General features: G+C 65.7%; 16 protein-coding genes and 1 pseudogene. 7 read left to right on the top strand and 10 right to left on the bottom strand.

Annotation, left to right across the window (positions count from 1 at the left end):
* Positions 1-15: 15 nt before the first annotated feature.
* From VW23_RS05205 to ispG, 3 genes and pseudogenes are all read right to left on the bottom strand, one after another.
* Positions 16-372, bottom strand: a pseudogene (locus VW23_RS05205) (antibiotic biosynthesis monooxygenase family protein).
* Between the two features lie 58 nt (positions 373-430).
* Complete coding sequence (locus tag VW23_RS29630; protein WP_280138966.1) at positions 431-553, bottom strand: hypothetical protein; 123 nt, start codon at positions 551-553, stop codon at positions 431-433.
* The gene (gene ispG, locus VW23_RS05200; RefSeq protein ID WP_069908528.1) at positions 550-1,788 is read right to left on the bottom strand and encodes a flavodoxin-dependent (E)-4-hydroxy-3-methylbut-2-enyl-diphosphate synthase; all 1,239 of its coding nucleotides are present in this window, start codon (positions 1,786-1,788) and stop codon (positions 550-552) included. Before ispG ends, VW23_RS29630 begins: the two co-directional genes overlap by 4 nt.
* Positions 1,789-1,934: 146 nt before the next feature.
* Between ispG and VW23_RS05195 the strand changes: the two genes are divergently transcribed.
* Entirely contained in the window at positions 1,935-2,144 is a 210-nt protein-coding gene (locus VW23_RS05195) for a DUF4287 domain-containing protein (RefSeq protein ID WP_069908527.1), read from the top strand.
* Between the two features lie 7 nt (positions 2,145-2,151).
* On the opposite strand, the gene VW23_RS05190 is transcribed toward VW23_RS05195, so the two are convergent.
* Together VW23_RS05190 and VW23_RS05185 are read right to left on the bottom strand one after the other, a co-directional pair.
* Complete coding sequence (locus VW23_RS05190) at positions 2,152-2,532, bottom strand: RidA family protein (protein ID WP_069908526.1); 381 nt, start codon at positions 2,530-2,532, stop codon at positions 2,152-2,154.
* Positions 2,533-2,543: 11 nt separating this feature from the next.
* The gene (locus VW23_RS05185; protein WP_069908525.1) at positions 2,544-3,128 is read right to left on the bottom strand and encodes a TetR/AcrR family transcriptional regulator; all 585 of its coding nucleotides are present in this window, start codon (positions 3,126-3,128) and stop codon (positions 2,544-2,546) included.
* A gap of 114 nt (positions 3,129-3,242) precedes the next feature.
* Here VW23_RS05185 and VW23_RS29625 point away from each other — a divergent pair, with 114 nt between their 5' ends.
* The 3 genes from VW23_RS29625 to VW23_RS05180 are packed head-to-tail and all read left to right on the top strand — an operon-like array spanning position 3,243 to position 4,026.
* Positions 3,243-3,377, top strand: a complete 135-nt coding sequence (locus tag VW23_RS29625; RefSeq protein WP_280138965.1) for a hypothetical protein — start codon at positions 3,243-3,245, stop codon at positions 3,375-3,377.
* Positions 3,374-3,547 carry a YkvA family protein gene (locus tag VW23_RS29385; protein WP_244513391.1) on the top strand — a complete coding sequence of 58 codons (174 nt, stop codon included), beginning with the start codon at positions 3,374-3,376 and terminating at the stop codon, positions 3,545-3,547. The genes VW23_RS29625 and VW23_RS29385 overlap by 4 nt, the downstream gene beginning before the upstream one ends.
* Before the next feature lie 59 nt (positions 3,548-3,606).
* The gene (locus VW23_RS05180) at positions 3,607-4,026 is read left to right on the top strand and encodes an EVE domain-containing protein (protein WP_069908524.1); all 420 of its coding nucleotides are present in this window, start codon (positions 3,607-3,609) and stop codon (positions 4,024-4,026) included.
* A 3-nt stretch (positions 4,027-4,029) separates the two neighbouring features.
* On the opposite strand, the gene pyc is transcribed toward VW23_RS05180, so the two are convergent.
* From pyc to VW23_RS05155, 5 genes are all read right to left on the bottom strand, one after another.
* On the bottom strand, positions 4,030-7,470 hold the full coding sequence (gene pyc / locus VW23_RS05175) for a pyruvate carboxylase (RefSeq protein WP_069908523.1): 3,441 nt from the start codon (positions 7,468-7,470) through the stop codon (positions 4,030-4,032).
* 81 nt (positions 7,471-7,551) lie between these two features.
* On the bottom strand, positions 7,552-7,962 hold the full coding sequence (locus VW23_RS05170) for a protein tyrosine phosphatase family protein (protein WP_244513393.1): 411 nt from the start codon (positions 7,960-7,962) through the stop codon (positions 7,552-7,554).
* Positions 7,963-8,078: 116 nt separating this feature from the next.
* A complete protein-coding gene (locus VW23_RS05165; RefSeq protein WP_069908521.1) occupies positions 8,079-8,546 on the bottom strand; it encodes a GNAT family N-acetyltransferase in 468 nt (155 codons plus the stop codon).
* A 17-nt stretch (positions 8,547-8,563) separates the two neighbouring features.
* The gene (locus tag VW23_RS05160; RefSeq protein ID WP_069908530.1) at positions 8,564-10,063 is read right to left on the bottom strand and encodes a putative bifunctional diguanylate cyclase/phosphodiesterase; all 1,500 of its coding nucleotides are present in this window, start codon (positions 10,061-10,063) and stop codon (positions 8,564-8,566) included.
* Between the two features lie 277 nt (positions 10,064-10,340).
* Entirely contained in the window at positions 10,341-11,411 is a 1,071-nt protein-coding gene (locus VW23_RS05155) for a glycine betaine ABC transporter substrate-binding protein (protein ID WP_069908520.1), read from the bottom strand.
* Positions 11,412-11,639: 228 nt separating this feature from the next.
* On the opposite strand from VW23_RS05155, the gene VW23_RS05150 reads away from it, so the two are divergent.
* From VW23_RS05150 to VW23_RS05140, 3 genes are all read left to right on the top strand, one after another.
* Positions 11,640-12,848, top strand: a complete 1,209-nt coding sequence (locus tag VW23_RS05150) for an ABC transporter substrate-binding protein (RefSeq protein ID WP_176730330.1) — start codon at positions 11,640-11,642, stop codon at positions 12,846-12,848.
* Positions 12,849-12,973: 125 nt separating this feature from the next.
* Positions 12,974-13,912 (top strand): SDR family oxidoreductase, encoded by a 939-nt coding sequence (locus VW23_RS05145; protein WP_069908519.1) that lies wholly within the window; start codon positions 12,974-12,976, stop codon positions 13,910-13,912.
* A 34-nt stretch (positions 13,913-13,946) separates the two neighbouring features.
* Complete coding sequence (locus VW23_RS05140) at positions 13,947-14,594, top strand: TetR/AcrR family transcriptional regulator (protein WP_141728228.1); 648 nt, start codon at positions 13,947-13,949, stop codon at positions 14,592-14,594.
* Positions 14,595-14,640 lie beyond the last annotated feature (46 nt).

Genomic DNA, 14,640 nt, shown 5'->3' with positions numbered 1-14,640 from the left:
GATCAAGGGTGGGGGTCAGCCCGCACCGGCTTCAGAGGCTCTCTCCGGCCCCTCGAACCCATAAGCCCGCTGCACCAGTGCAATGCGGATGTGGTAGCCGGCGTACCATTCGGCCCGCCCGCGCCGCTGCGCCTCGGCGTGGTCGGCCACCGCCTTTCAGTTACGGATGGCATCCTCGTCGGTCCAGAACGAATTGAGGATGCCGAAACCGCTGGCGTCGCGGCAGCTCTCAAAGCCGAGAAAGCCCGGCTGCCGGCTAGCCAGCTCGAGCATTGCGACACCCATCTCGTGGTGCCCGTTATCGCCGGGTGTGCGCTGTGAGGCGAAGCTGACCATGTAATAGGGCGGCTCGGGCAGAGTTGGGCTTGGCATTTGAGGCCTTGGGCGCGATTCTGACGCCCACGAGCATAGCAACCCGGCGCCTCAGACCCTACTGCTGCCTGAGGTTCCCGGTCAGCCACAGTACGACGAGCAGCAGCGCCAGCACCCCGAGCCACAGCCAGCGCCGTCGCGCTGCTTCGCCGGTGAACAGCCAGTCGCGCCAGCCGCTCATTCGGCCGCGGTCTTCTGAGCCGTGCCGAAGCGCTTCTCGATATAGTCGGCGACCATCACCTTGAACTGCTCGGCGACATCGGCGCCGCGGAGCGTCGCGACCTTCTGGCCATCGACGAACACCGGGGCGGCCGGGGTTTCGCCGGTGCCGGGAAGCGAGATGCCGATATTGGCGTGCTTCGATTCCCCCGGGCCATTGACGATGCAGCCCATCACCGCGACCGACAGGCTTTCGACGCCCGGATAGCGTTCCTTCCACTCCGGCATCGACGCGCTGAGGTGATCCTGGATTTCCTTGGCCAGCACCTGGAAGGTCTGGCTGGTGGTGCGCCCGCAGCCCGGGCAGGCCGCGACCACCGGCAGGAACTGCCTGAAGCCCATGGTCTGCAGCAGCTGCTGCGCCACCCGCACTTCCTGCGTACGGTCGCCGCCCGGCTCGGGCGTCAGCGACACGCGGATGGTGTCGCCGATCCCCTGCTGCAGCAGGATGCCCATGGCCGCCGACGAGGCGACAATGCCCTTCGAGCCCATGCCCGCCTCGGTCAGCCCCAGATGCAGCGCATAGTCGCAGCGCGCCGCCAGGTCCTGGTAGACCGCGATCAGGTGCTGGACGTCCGACACCTTGGTCGAGAGGATGATGTGATCCCGGGCAAGCCCGAGCTCTTCGGCCCGTTGCGCCGAGAGCAGCGCCGACTGGATGATCGCCTCGCGCTGCACCGCCGCCGCCGAAACCGGCGTCGCCGAGGCCGAGTTCTCGTCCATCAGCCGGGTCAGCAATTCTTCATCGAGCGAGCCCCAGTTCACCCCGATGCGCACCGGCTTGTCATATTTCATCGCCAGTTCGATCAGCGTCGCGAACTGGGTGTCGCGCTTGGCCTTGAAGCCGACATTGCCCGGGTTGATCCGGTACTTGGCCAGGGCCTCGGCCGCCGCCGGATGGTCGGTCAACAGCTTATGGCCGATATAGTGGAAGTCGCCGACGATCGGCACAGTGATGCCACGCGCCGCCAGCCGATCGCGGATATGCGGCACGGCCGCCGCCGCCTCGTCGCGATCGACGGTGATGCGGACAATCTCCGAGCCGGCCCGCCACAGCTGCGCCACCTGGCGCACTGTCGCCTCGATATCGGCGGTATCGGTATTGGTCATCGACTGGACGACGATCGGCGCACCGCCGCCCACCATCACGCCACCGACATTGACGCCGACCGACTGCCGGCGGGGAGAAATGCTCATCGAGAACCTCTGGGGCGCTTTCAGGATGAGTGCGGACTCTTCCGGCTCGAAAGCGCGACAATCATGGACCTGCCGCCTCAGCAAATAGGCCTTTGACGTTGAGGGCGCAATGTTACGATTGCGTGACCAATTGAAGCGAGTTGCCTATGACCTTCCAAGCCTATCTCGACAACATTGAGAAGCAGACCGGCGTCACGCCCGACCAATGGATCAGCCTGGCAACCGCCAGGGGCTTCACCAAAACCGGCACCAAGGCAACGCAGATCACTGACTGGCTGAAGGCCGATTACAGCCTCGGGCATGGCCACGCCATGGCGATCGTCAAGCTGCTGAAGGATCGGGCCGGGCTCAAATAGCACCGCCTCAGGCGACGGCGATCGCCTCAATCTCGACCAAGAGCGGCGGGGCAGCGAGGGCCTTTACCACCAGCAGCGTCGTCGCCGGCGGCGGGGACGGCAAGCCGCCACCGGCCGCCTGCATGAAGCCTGGGATCAGGCTGTCATCGGTGAGGTAGATCGTTACTTTGGCGAGGTTGGCCGGGGTCATTCCGGCTTCCGCCAGCACGGCATTGAGGTTGGCCACGGCGATCTGCGCCTGCTCACCGATATCGGCGCCCATCCGCCCCGTGGCATCGACACCCACCTGCCCCGAAATGTAGAGCGTACGCGTGGCGTTGGTGGCGAGGGCGCCGTGGCTGTATGGGGCCTCCGGCGCGGCGCGGCCGGGATTGAGCATGGTCAGCATGGTGGGTTCTCTCACTGCTTGTTGGGTTGGGTACGGGCGGCACGCAGCCGCTCGAAGGTCGCGTTCACCGCGGCGCGCATCGCTTCGAGGCTGGTGCCGCTGCGCGAAAGCGTCAGCACGCCGTGATAGAGCAGCACCAGCTGCATGGTCTCGACCTCGGCTTTGGCCGTACCAATTTCGCGGGCCAGCACGCTGGCGATCGCTTCGCGCACCAGCGTCAGCGTTTCGGTGATGCCGTCCGACGCGATGCCCGGCGCCATGCCGAATTCGATAATCGAATTGTTGACGAGGCACCCAAAGCCATCCGACAGCGGCGGCGCCAGCACCGAAAGATAGAGCTGCTCCAGCTCGTCGAGGCCGGCATCCGCGCCGGCGAAGACCGCGAGCCGCTGCCGTACGAAGCCATGCACATAGTGCTCGAGCGCCGCGCGGAACAACCCGGCCTTGTCACCGAACGCGTTGTAGATGCTGCCCGAAACCAGCCCGGTGGCCCGCTCCAGCTCGGCGATCGAAGCATCGCGATAGCCATGCTGGCGGAAGGCGTTGCCGGCGGCAGCGAGGACGGCGTCGCGATCGAATGAACGTGTTCTAGCCATAGCGCGAATTATAGAACGTGTATCTTAGAATGCAAGTTCTAAAATCTAGATGGAAGCTGCGACCGACTGCAGCACCCCTTGAAGCGGGCTCCGGCCGAGACCATTTCTAGGGTCATGAACAGGTTCTCGCTCCTCGCCCGCTTCCTCACCTTCCGCAAGGAACTCGCAACGCTCTGGCAGGCCTTCGTCTCCGCTGAGACGCCGGTGCACCTGAAGGCGCTGATGCTGCTGGTGCCGGTTACCTGTTGAGCCCGATCGACCTGATTCCCGACGTCATTCCGCTGCTCGGCTGGGTCGACGATTTCATCGTCTTGCCGCTCCTGGTCAGCCTGATCGTGAAAATGCTGCCGCAGAAGGCGCCGGTTTATCGCGACGCCGCCGGCAACAAAGTCATCGACGGCACCTATCGCCGGCGCTAACCACTGCCGGTTTCTGTCAGTTCACCGTGACACAGGTCTCCGCATAACGGAGACCAACCATGACCAGATACTGGATTGCCGTTGCCTCAGCCGAGCACGCCCGTCGCGGGCGTGAAGGCTTCATGCAGGTCAATCACGGCAAGAAAGCCCCGCTGCAGCGCATCCGCGCCGGCGACGGGGTCACCTACTATTCGCCGGCCGAAACCATCGGCGGCAAGGATCGGCTGCAAAGCTTCACCACCATTGGCCGGGTCCGCGACGAAGCGCTCTACCAGGGCGTGATGGGCGGCGACTTTACGCCGTGGCGGCGCAACGTCGACTATGCCGAGGCCAACGACGCGCCCATCGCGCCGCTGCTCGAGCGGCTCGAGTTCACCCGCGGCAAGGCCAACTGGGGCTACCAGATGCGCTTCGGCCTGTTCGAGATCAGTGAGAGCGACTTCCGCACCATCGCCACGGCAATGGGCGCGGAAGTCTGAGGCCTACTCGAAGCGGACCAGGAGGTCCTTGGCGTCGATCTGGTCGCCCGGCTTCACCGTGACTTCCGCGACGATGCCGTCGGCTTCGGCGTGGATGGCGGTTTCCATCTTCATCGCTTCGATCGACAGCAGCACGTCGCCGGCCACCACCTTGTCGCCGACCTTGATGCCCAGCGACGAGATCACGCCCGGCATCGGCGCGCCGATCTGCTTGGCATCGCCCAGAGCCGCCTTGGCACGGACCTTCACCTCGCCGACCTTCAGCCGGTCGGGCACGGTGATGGTGCGCGGCTGGCCGTTCAGATCGAAGAAGACCCGCACTTCGCCCTTCTCGTTGGTCTCGGTACGGCCCTGGTAGGTCAGCACCAGGGTCTTGCCCTTCTCGAGGTCGAGGAACACTTCCTCGCCCTCCTTAAGACCGTAGAAATAGATCGGCGTCGGCAGCACTTCGGTGGGGCCGTACTTGTCCTGCGTCTTGACGAAGTCTGCGTACACCTTGGGGTACATCAGGTACGAGGCGAGCCGCTTGTCGTCGACCTCGCCGCCAATGTCCTTGGCCACCTTCTTGCGCTCGGCCTCGAGGTCGATCGGCTTGAGGTAGGAACCAGGGCGCTCGGTGAGCGGCGTCCGCCCCTTCAGCACCTTCTTCTGCAACGCCTTGGGGAAGCCGCCGGGCGGCTGGCCGAGATCGCCGGCAAAGAACCCGACCACCGAATCCGGGAAGGCAATATCGCGCAGCGGGTCCTCGACATCGGCGCGGGTCAGCCCGGCCGACACCATGGCCAGCGCCATGTCGCCCACCACCTTGGAGGACGGCGTCACTTTCACGATGTCGCCGAACATCTGGTTCACGTCGGCATAGGTCTGCGCCACCTGGTGCCAGCGGCTTTCCAAGCCAAGGGAACGCGCCTGCTCCTTCAGATTGGTGAACTGCCCGCCCGGCATTTCATGCAGGTAGACTTCCGAGGCGCCGCCCTTCAGGTCGCTCTCGAAGGCGCGGTACTGGTTGCGCACCGCTTCCCAATAGAACGAGATCTCGCGGATCACCTTCTGATCGAGCCCAGGGGCGCGCGGACCATCCTTCAGCGCCGCAACGAGCGAGCCGAGCGTCGGCTGCGACGTGGTGCCCGACAGCGCGTCCATCGCCGCATCGACCGCGTCGACACCGGCCTCGACCGCCGCCATGATCGTCGCCGCCGCGGCGCCCGAGGTATCGTGGGTGTGGAGGTGGATCGGCAGGCCGATTTCCTGCTTCAGCGTCTCGATCAGTTTTTTGGCGGCGGCCGGCTTCAAGAGCCCGGCCATATCCTTGAGCCCCAGCACATGCGCGCCGGCGGCCTCGAGTTCCTTGGCCAGCCCGACGTAATATTTGAGGTCGTACTTGGCCCGCTCGGGGTCGAGCAGGTCGCCGGTGTAGCAGATGGCGCCTTCGGCCACCTTGTCGGCCTCGATCACCGCGTCGATCGAGACGCGCATGTTCTCTACCCAGTTGAGGCAGTCGAACACGCGGAACACATCGACCCCGCCCTTCGCCGCTTGCGCGACGAAGAACTTCACCACGTTGTCGGGGTAGTTGGTGTAGCCGACGCCGTTCGAACCGCGCAGCAGCATCTGCGTCAGGATGTTGGGCGCGCCTTCGCGCACTGCGGAGAGCCGCTCCCACGGGTCTTCGTTGAGGAAGCGCATCGACACGTCGAACGTCGCGCCGCCCCAGCATTCGAGCGAGAACAGGTTCGGCAGCCCGCGGCTATAGGCCCGAGCGATGCGCGTGATGTCGAACGAGCGCATCCGGGTGGCGAGCAGCGACTGGTGCGCATCGCGCATCGTCGTGTCGGTGAACAGCACCTGCTCCTGCGCCTTCATCCAGCGCGCCAGGCCCTTCGGCCCGTCGCGATCGAGGATCTGCTTGGATCCTTCGACGACGATCAGCGGCTCGTATTCCGGCACCACCGGCACTGCGGCATCGGCCGGCGGCCGCGGCCGGTCGCGCACTTCCGGATGGCCGTTGACGGTGACGTCGGCAATATAGGTGAGGAGCTTGGTCGCCCGGTCCTGCCGCTGCTTGAAATCGAACAGCGCCGGCGTCGTGTCGATGAAGCGCGTGGTGTAGCGGTTCTCGATGAAATCCGGATGGGTGATGATGTTCTCGAGGAACGCCAGGTTGGTGGCGACACCGCGAATGCGGAACTCGCGCAGCGCCCGGTGCATGCGGGCAATCGCCTCGTCGGCGGTCGGGGCCCAGCAGGTGATCTTTTCGAGCAGTGGATCGTAGAACCGGGTGACCACCGCACCGGCATAGGCGGTGCCGCCATCGAGGCGCACGCCGAACCCGGTGGCCTCGCGATAGGCGGTGATCCGGCCATAGTCCGGGATGAAGTTCTGCTCCGGATCCTCGGTGGTGACGCGGCACTGGATGGCATTGCCGTTGAGCCGGATATCTTCCTGCTTCGGCACCCCGGATTCGGGCGTGCCGATCACCGCGCCCTCGAGCAGGCGGATCTGCGCCTTCACGATATCGATGCCGGTGACCACTTCGGTCACCGTGTGCTCGACCTGGATGCGCGGGTTCACTTCGATGAAGTAGAACTTGTTGGTATCGGCATCGAGCAGGAACTCGACCGTGCCGGCGCCGCGATAGTTCGCCGCCTCGCCGAGCCGGATCGCTGCGCCGGTGAGGTCGTCGCGCACCGCCTGGCTGAGATAGGGCGCCGGGGCGCGCTCGACGACCTTCTGGTTGCGCCGCTGCACCGAGCAATCACGCTCGAACAGGTGCACGAGGTTCCCGTGGTCGTCGCCGATCAACTGCACCTCGACATGGCGGGCCCGCTCGATCAGCTTTTCGAGATACATCTCGTCTTTGCCGAACGCCGCCTTGGCTTCGCGCTTGCCCTCGGAGACTTCATGGACCAGCGTCGACTCGTCCATGATCCTGCGCATGCCGCGGCCGCCGCCGCCCCAGCTGGCCTTCAGCATCAGCGGATAGCCGATCTCGGCGGCCATGCGCTTGACTTCATTCATGTCGTCGGGGAGCGCCTCGGTCGCCGGCACCACCGGCACCTCCGAGGCGATCGCCATGTTACGCGCCGCCACCTTGTTGCCGAGGTCGCGCATCGTCTGGGCCCGCGGCCCGATGAAGATGATCCCCGCGTCCTCGCAGGCATCGGCGAATTCCGGGCTTTCCGAGAGCAGACCGTAGCCCGGGTGGATCGCATCGGCGCCCGAGATGCGGGCGATGCGGATATATTCGTCGATCTGCAGATAGGCTTCGACCGGACCCTTGCCCTTGCCGATCAGGTAGGCTTCGTCGGCCTTGAACCGGTGCAGCGCCAGCTTGTCCTCTTCGGCGTAGCAGGCGACCGTCTTGATGTTCAGCTCGTTCGCGGCGCGAAACACCCGGATGGCGATTTCACTGCGGTTGGCGACAAGGATTTTCTTGATCGGCATCGATTTAACCCGAGCAGGAGGGGGCGAGGCACATCAGTGCCGGCAAGGGAGACGAGGGCGTTGGCCCGAGGGGCCGCTGCCCTATTTCTGGCTCAGATGTCCCGCGAGATGGGACATGTCGTAACCCGCATTCGCTGCCGCCGAGATGATCTCGGAGGCAGGTGCCTTGCCGGCCTGGCTCAACGCCCACAGGGTCGTCGAGCGGGTGCCGGAGCGGCAATAGCAGAACACGGGGCCGGTGCTCCCCTCGAGCACCTGTTTGGTCTCCTCGACCATCTGGGCGCTGATGCCCTCGCGGCCGAGCGGAATGTAGTGATAGGCGAGGCCGGCGTCGTGCGCCGCTTGCTCGATCGTCGCGCTGGCGGCCTGGTCCGGGGATTCCCCGTCCGGCCGGTTGTTGATGATGGCGACGAAACCCTGGGCCTTGATGGAGGCCACATCCTCGGGGCTGATCTGCGGGGACACGCTCACGTGGTCGTTGATCCGCTTCACGTCCAAATCACATACTCCGATAGATATGCCAGGGTCTTCCCGGAAGCCTTTATAGACATCGCGCTGTCCGGGAGGCAAGGCGCGCCAGCGCCCGCCCTAAGTCTCACGACTTTGGATTAGGTCGCGTGCAATGGTTTCCGCATATAGACCGCCGTGCCGTTGAGGAAATCCTCGATCCGGTCCACCTCGAAGCCGAGCCGGGTGTAGAGCGCGATATTGCTCTCGAACGCCCCGTTGGTGACGAGCCGCAGCTCGGGATGACCGGCCACCATCGCCCGCTGCTCGGTGAAGGCAATCAGCATCCGCCCGATGCCGCGCCCCTGCGCCGCCGGCGCCACCGCGACATTGTCGATCCACAGGTGATCGGGGTGCGGCACCGTCTCGATCAGCCCGAGAATGGCGCCATCCTCAACCGCCAGGTCAAAGCGGTGCTCGCGCACCGCCTTGTCGTAGTCGACCCGCATCGGCATCGGCTCGCGCCCGATCAGCGGCACCCATTTGGCATAGGCCGCCATGACGATAGCAGCGATGGCCGCCGCCTCATGCGGCTGGGCAACACGGATCTCGATGGATTTTGCGCTCATAGCTTCCGCCTACGCCCTCAGGCGGCGGAAGCAAAGCGCGATCGCAGCGGTTCCGGCCGGGCCAGCAGGTACCCCTGCAGCGCCGTAACGCCGGCGTGCCGCAGGAATTCCAGCTGCTCAGCGGTCTCCACCCCTTCGGCGATCACCTCGACCTCGAGCGACTGGGCAATCTTGGCGATCGATGAGACGATCAGCCCGTCGATCAGGCTGTCCGGCAGGTTGGCTACGTAGGAGCGGTCGATCTTGATGATGTCGAACGGAAAGCCTCTGAGATATTCGAGGCTGGCAAAGCCGCTGCCGAAATCGTCGATCGCCACCCGTACCCCGAGCGCCCGCAGCGCCTCGATATTGCTCAGCTCCACCGTGCCGGATTTGAGCGGCAGCGACTCGGTGATCTCGATGACGATCTGGCTGCCGCTGATCCCGGCTTCCAGGAGGATATCGGCGAAGCGCTCGGCGAAATCGCCGCGCCTCAGCTGCACCACCGAGACATTGATCCCCACATGCGGCGTGCCCAGCGCCGCGAGGTCGGCGCATGCGCGGCGAAGCACCCAGTCGCCCAGTTTGTCGATCAGGTCGGACTGCTCGGCAATGCCAATGAAATCGCCGGGCGGCACTTGGCCGCGCACCGGGTGCTGCCAGCGCACCAGCGCCTCGTGGCTGATGAGCGTGGTGCCATCGACGGCAAAGATCGGCTGATAGTGCAGCTCGAGTTCGTTGAGCAGGATCGCGGCGCGCAGGTCGCGCTCGACGAAGCGCTTGTGCCGCTCGTCGGCCATCAGTTCGCTCTCGAATGCCACCGTCGCAGCGCGGCCTTCCTTCTTGCCCTTGTAGAGCGCCAGGTCGGCTTTGGTGATCAGCTCGTCTGCCTCTGCCGCGTCCTGCGGCCATAGCGCCACCCCGATGGTCGCCGACAACCGGATCGGCCGGCCGTCAATGCTGATCGGCTGGCCCAGCGTTGCGAGGATCTGGTCGCCCAACCGCACCAGCGCCGGCCGGCTGTCCTGGCCGATCAGCGCGATGCCGAATTCGTCGCCGCCGAGCCGGCCGATCAGCGCCTCCGGCAACAGCGTTTTCAGTGTCTTCACCAGGTGCACCAGCGCCGCATCGCCGGCGCTGTGGCCGTGCGAGTCGTTGAGCACCTTGAGCTTATCCATATCGATCTGCATGTAGGCGACCGGGCGGTCATTGCCGTGCAGACTCTCCTTCAGCGCGCTGAAGAAATACGAGCGCGTATGCGCTCCGGTCAGCGCGTCGCGATAGGCGAGATCGAGCAGTTGCCGCTGCTCGTCGGCGGCGCTCTGCAATTCCTGCTTCAGCCGCACATAGCCCCAGCGCAGCAGCAGCAACAGGCTGGCGCCGGCCAGCACCCGCACCACCACCATCTCGATGGCGCGCGGGTCGGTGAAGTAGCCGATGAGCGCGATCGCGCCGGTCACCCCGATCAGCGCCGCCACTCCGGCGAACACCAGCCGGTAGGTCTTGATGATATGCTGCAGCGAGGCTTGGCGTTGCAACGTGAGGGCCTCCTGGCTCCGCCGGAGCGCTTTCAGGAAAAGTTGCAAGCTTTTCCGGTTCGAAAGCGCGACAAAGGGATCGATGACGCGCCTGTCGCGCACAATCGCGCCGCAGCCTCCTCCCAGAAGCTTTCTGAAGCCCTAACGGCTGCGGATTATGACAGCAAATACAAGCGCCTAGACCTCAACCCAGGTCGGCGGGCGGGCTACGCTAGGGCTGCCGCATGACAACGCCGTAACGGGCGCCCGGCACCGCGCGGGCCTGGTTAATGCTCTGTTACTGCGGCGCCGGTTCGGCCGGCGCTTCCAGCGGCGGCAGCCCGACCCATGGCCGCCAGATTTCGCCGCGTTCGGCGATAAACCGGTCGGCCACTGTTTCCACCGTTGCCCCTGCTTCGCCCAGTTGCTGCAGCATCAGGTTCATTTCGGCGAACGGCATGCGCGCCCGGCCGAAATAGGCCGCGACCTGCGGCGCATCGAGATAGACCCACTCGGCCAGCGCCACCACTACCGGGTCGGGGGCGAAGCCGGTCGGCACCGGCGCGGCGCAGGTGGTACGCCCCATGCAGAGGAACGCATCCCGGTCATAGGCGGCAAGCGTCACCGGCTTGAAGGCGAACTGCGCCAGCACCGCATTGGGCTGCCAGTAATAGAACAGGATCGGCTCGTTCCGCCCCACCGCCTCGGCGATCAGCGTATCGAGCTCGAACCGGTTGGCCGGCTCGACGATATCGAACAGCTGATCGAGCCCGTAGGCGCGCAGCATGTTGCGGTTCACCACCGCGCAGCCCCAGTCGACCGGACAGGAGATGAACTTGCCGCGGCCATTGCCGTCGCCGAAATCGGCGGCATGTGCCTTCAGCCCGTCGATCGTGGTCACTTCCCGCCACTGCGCCGCGGCATATTCGGGCACGAACCAGCCCTCGAAGGTGATGTCGGCATAGGGCGCCCCGGCCTGCCGCACCTTCTGGCCCTTCATTGCGGCATTCCAGATATCGGCGATGCGCCCGATCCACAATTCCGGCGCCACGGCCGGCTGACCGGTGGCGCCCATCGACGAGCCGGTCGCGGCGAGGTCGCCCTCCTGCACCGCCACGTTGCAGAGATAATTGGCAGTGAGCAGCCGCGAATGCACCTCGGCCAGGAGCGCCGACGAGGGCCAGGCCATGCGGGCGATGGCCAGCTGCTGGGTGCCGCAGGGCGGTGGCGGCGGCGCCGCGCCGATCGCCGGGTCTGCCGCCGCGCCCGCCGCCGGAGGATCGAGCGTCTGCACCGAGTCCTGCGCCACCGCGCTCTCAAGCGACAGGGCCAGTGCGAGAATGGAGAGGCAGCGGAACAGCTTTATCATCGGACCGGCGCGAGGAACGGATCAGAGCTCGAACTTATAGGGCTGGAAGCCCTCAAGACAAATGCCTCGCTGGGCTTTTACCACTTGATCAAAAGCGGATGACTCGCCTTCGCAATTTATGCAATATCGCCCGCAGCGGGGCACGGGTTGTGCCCCCGTTGATTGTTGCTTCGGTGGAGACGGCGGTAAACAACGCCGCACGGCGGAGTGACGTTGCAGAGGGACATCATGAACAAATCCAGTATCCTTGGCCTCGCCGTTGCGGCGACCGTGCTCGGTCTCGCCGTTCCGGCGCTCGCCGAAGACGTCAAGCTCGGCATTCTCGGCGATCTGACCGGACCGATCGAAAGCCTGGCGCCGCCGATCGTGGCCGGCGCCCAGCTGGCCTTCGACCAGGTCAACGCCCAGGGCGGTATCCTCGGCGGCGGCAAGATCGTCACCATCACCGGTGATAGCGCTTGCGATCCGTCGGTCGCCGGCCCGGCTGCCGACAAGCTCGTCAACACCGACCAGGTGACCGCCATTGTCGGCGCCTTCTGCACCGGCGCCACCATCGGCGCTGCCACCGCTGCCGGCATCCCGGGTGGCGTCGTGCAGATCTCGCCGTCGGCTTCGGCTCCGGCGCTCACCACGCTCGAAGACAATGACCTGGTCTTCCGCACCACCCCGTCGGACGCCTTCCAGGGCGTCAAGCTTGCTGACCTCCTGACTCAGAAGGGCATCAAGGACGTTGCCGTCACCTACGTGAACAACGACTACGGCAAGGGCCTCGCCGACGTGTTCGTCGCCCAGTTCACCGCCAATGGCGGCACTGTGTCGGCCAACGTCGCGCATGAAGACGGCAAGGCCGATTATCGCGCCGAGCTCGGCCAGCTGTCCTCGAGCGGCTCGCAGAACCTCGTCATCCTCGCCTACGCTTCGGGCTCGGGCAAGACCGTGCTGCAGCAGGCCATCGAAGGCGGCGAGTTCACCGCGTTCGTCGGCGGCGACGGCATGATCGGCGACGACCTGGTGACCGGCCTCGATCCGGCTGCCGTCAACGGCAAGATCATCGCCACCCGCGCCGGCGCCTATACCGGCGCTTCGGCCGACGCCTACAAGAAGCTGGCGACCGATGCCGGCCAGGACCCGGCGGCGACCTATGCGCCGCAGGCCTATGACGCCGCCTTCCTCCTCGCCCTCGCGGTCGAGAAGAACGGTTCGGCCAAGCGCGAAGGCCTCTCGGCCGCTCTGCGTGAGATCGCTTCGGCTCCGGGCGAGAAGATCCTGCCCGGCGAGTGGGCCAAGGCGCTCGAGCTGATCAAGGCCGGCACCGACATCGACTATGATGGCGCTGGTGGTCCGGCAGACTTCGACAAGGCCGGCGACGTTGACGGCATCATCGTTGAAGTCGGCGTCACCGACGGCAAGTTCGTCGAAGTCGGCCCGGTGAAGTAAGCACCTCGCGACTGAGTGTTTCGAAGGCCCGGGAGCGATCCCGGGCCTTTTTCTTTGCCTGCACCTTGAAAGCAGACCGACGGTCTCTTAATTACAGACCATCGTTCTCTTATTGAGGTGCAGCCATGAGCTGGTCGACCAAGGATATTCCGGATCAATCGGGCAAGCTTGCCCTCATCACCGGCGCCACCGGCGGGTTGGGTTATGAAACCGCACTCGCCCTCGCTCGGGCGAACGCCGATGTGGTGCTGACCGGCCGCAGTGCCGATAAGGGCGCCGCCGCCCTCGCCCGCATTCGCGCCGAGATCCCGCGTGCCAAAGTGTCGTATGAGAGCCTCGATCTCGCCGCGCTCGCCAATGTCGCTGCCTTCACCGAACGCTTTGCCAAGGCGCACGACCATCTCGACATCCTCGTCAACAATGCCGGCGTCATGGCCCTGCCCGCGCGACAGGTCACCGTCGACGGCTTCGAGCAGCAGTTCGGCACCAACTACCTGTCGCATTTCGCCCTCACCGCCCGGCTGCTGCCGCTGCTGGCCCGCGCCAAGGCGCCGGTGACGGTGCAGCTCTCCTCGGGCTATGCGCATTCCGGCCGGATCGATTTCGACGACCTGCAGGGTGAACGGCTCTACCGGCCGTTCAAGGCCTACGGCCAATCCAAGCTCGCCATGCTGATGTTCGCGCTGGAGCTGCAACGCCACAGCGATCGCGCCGGCTGGAACCTCAAATCCACCGCGGCACATCCCGGCTATGCCCGCACCGAACTCATCCCCAACGGTCCCGGCACCACCGGGCTGTCCGGCCTCGCCATGCGCATCCTCTCGCCGCTGATGAGCCAGACCCCGGCCGAAGGCGCCCTGCCACAGCTCTTCGCCGCGACCTCCCCTGCCGCCGTGCCCGGCGGCTATTACAGCCCCAGCCATCGCTTCGAGCTGGTTGGCCCGCCCAAGGACGGTCGCTTCCCGGCTCACGCCAAGGACCAGGCGGTCGCCGCGCGGCTCTGGACCGTGTCGGAGCAGCTGACCGGTACCCGCTTCCCGGCGCTTGCCGCGCTGCCGGCTTGACAGCGGCACCGACGCGCCGCACCACAAGCACCTGATGACCAGCACAACCTTCCAGCGGGCTCGTAAACCCGAGGAAATCCAGGCCCGCCGCGAGACGCTGCTCGCGGCGGCGGCCGAGTTGTTCGATGCCGAAGGCCCGCTCGGCGCTGGCCTCAACGCCATCGCCGCCCGCGCCGGCTTTACCAAGTCCAATGTCTATCGCTATTTCGAGAGCCGCGAGGACGTGCTGCTGAGCCTGTTCCTCACCGAGATGGAGCAGCTCGTGCCGGGCTTCGCTGCAGCCATCGCCGCCACCCCCGAGGGTGACCTCGACGGGCTGGCGCGCGCCGTGACGGGACAGTTTGCCTCCCGTCCGCGCTTCGGCCACCTCACCTCGATCCTCTCGAACACGCTCGAGACCAACGTCTCCGAGGACACCATCGTCACGGTGAAGCGCACCATGGGCGGCATGGCCGCCGAAATGGCCACGGCGCTCCGCACCCGGCTGCCGAAAGCCTCGGCCGAGGATGCGCTGTGGGCCATCACCATGATCGGCGCGCTGGTGGCCGGCCTGTGGCCAGGCGCCCACCCGGCCCCGGTCGCCGAACGCGTGCTGTCCCGTCCGGAATTCGCCCGACACCGCCCCAGCATCGAACGCGACCTGCCCCGCACTGTGCGGGCGATTCTTGCCAGTATTGCTTAGATGGCTAGCTGCGATCGCTGGTGGCTGTGGACCCCCACCCCTGTCC

The organism is Devosia insulae DS-56 (assembly GCF_000970465.2).
GTDB classification, from domain to species: domain Bacteria; phylum Pseudomonadota; class Alphaproteobacteria; order Rhizobiales; family Devosiaceae; genus Devosia_A; species Devosia_A insulae.
Note: the sequence above shows the minus strand (reverse complement) of the source record. Positions and strands in the feature narration are given on the sequence as shown.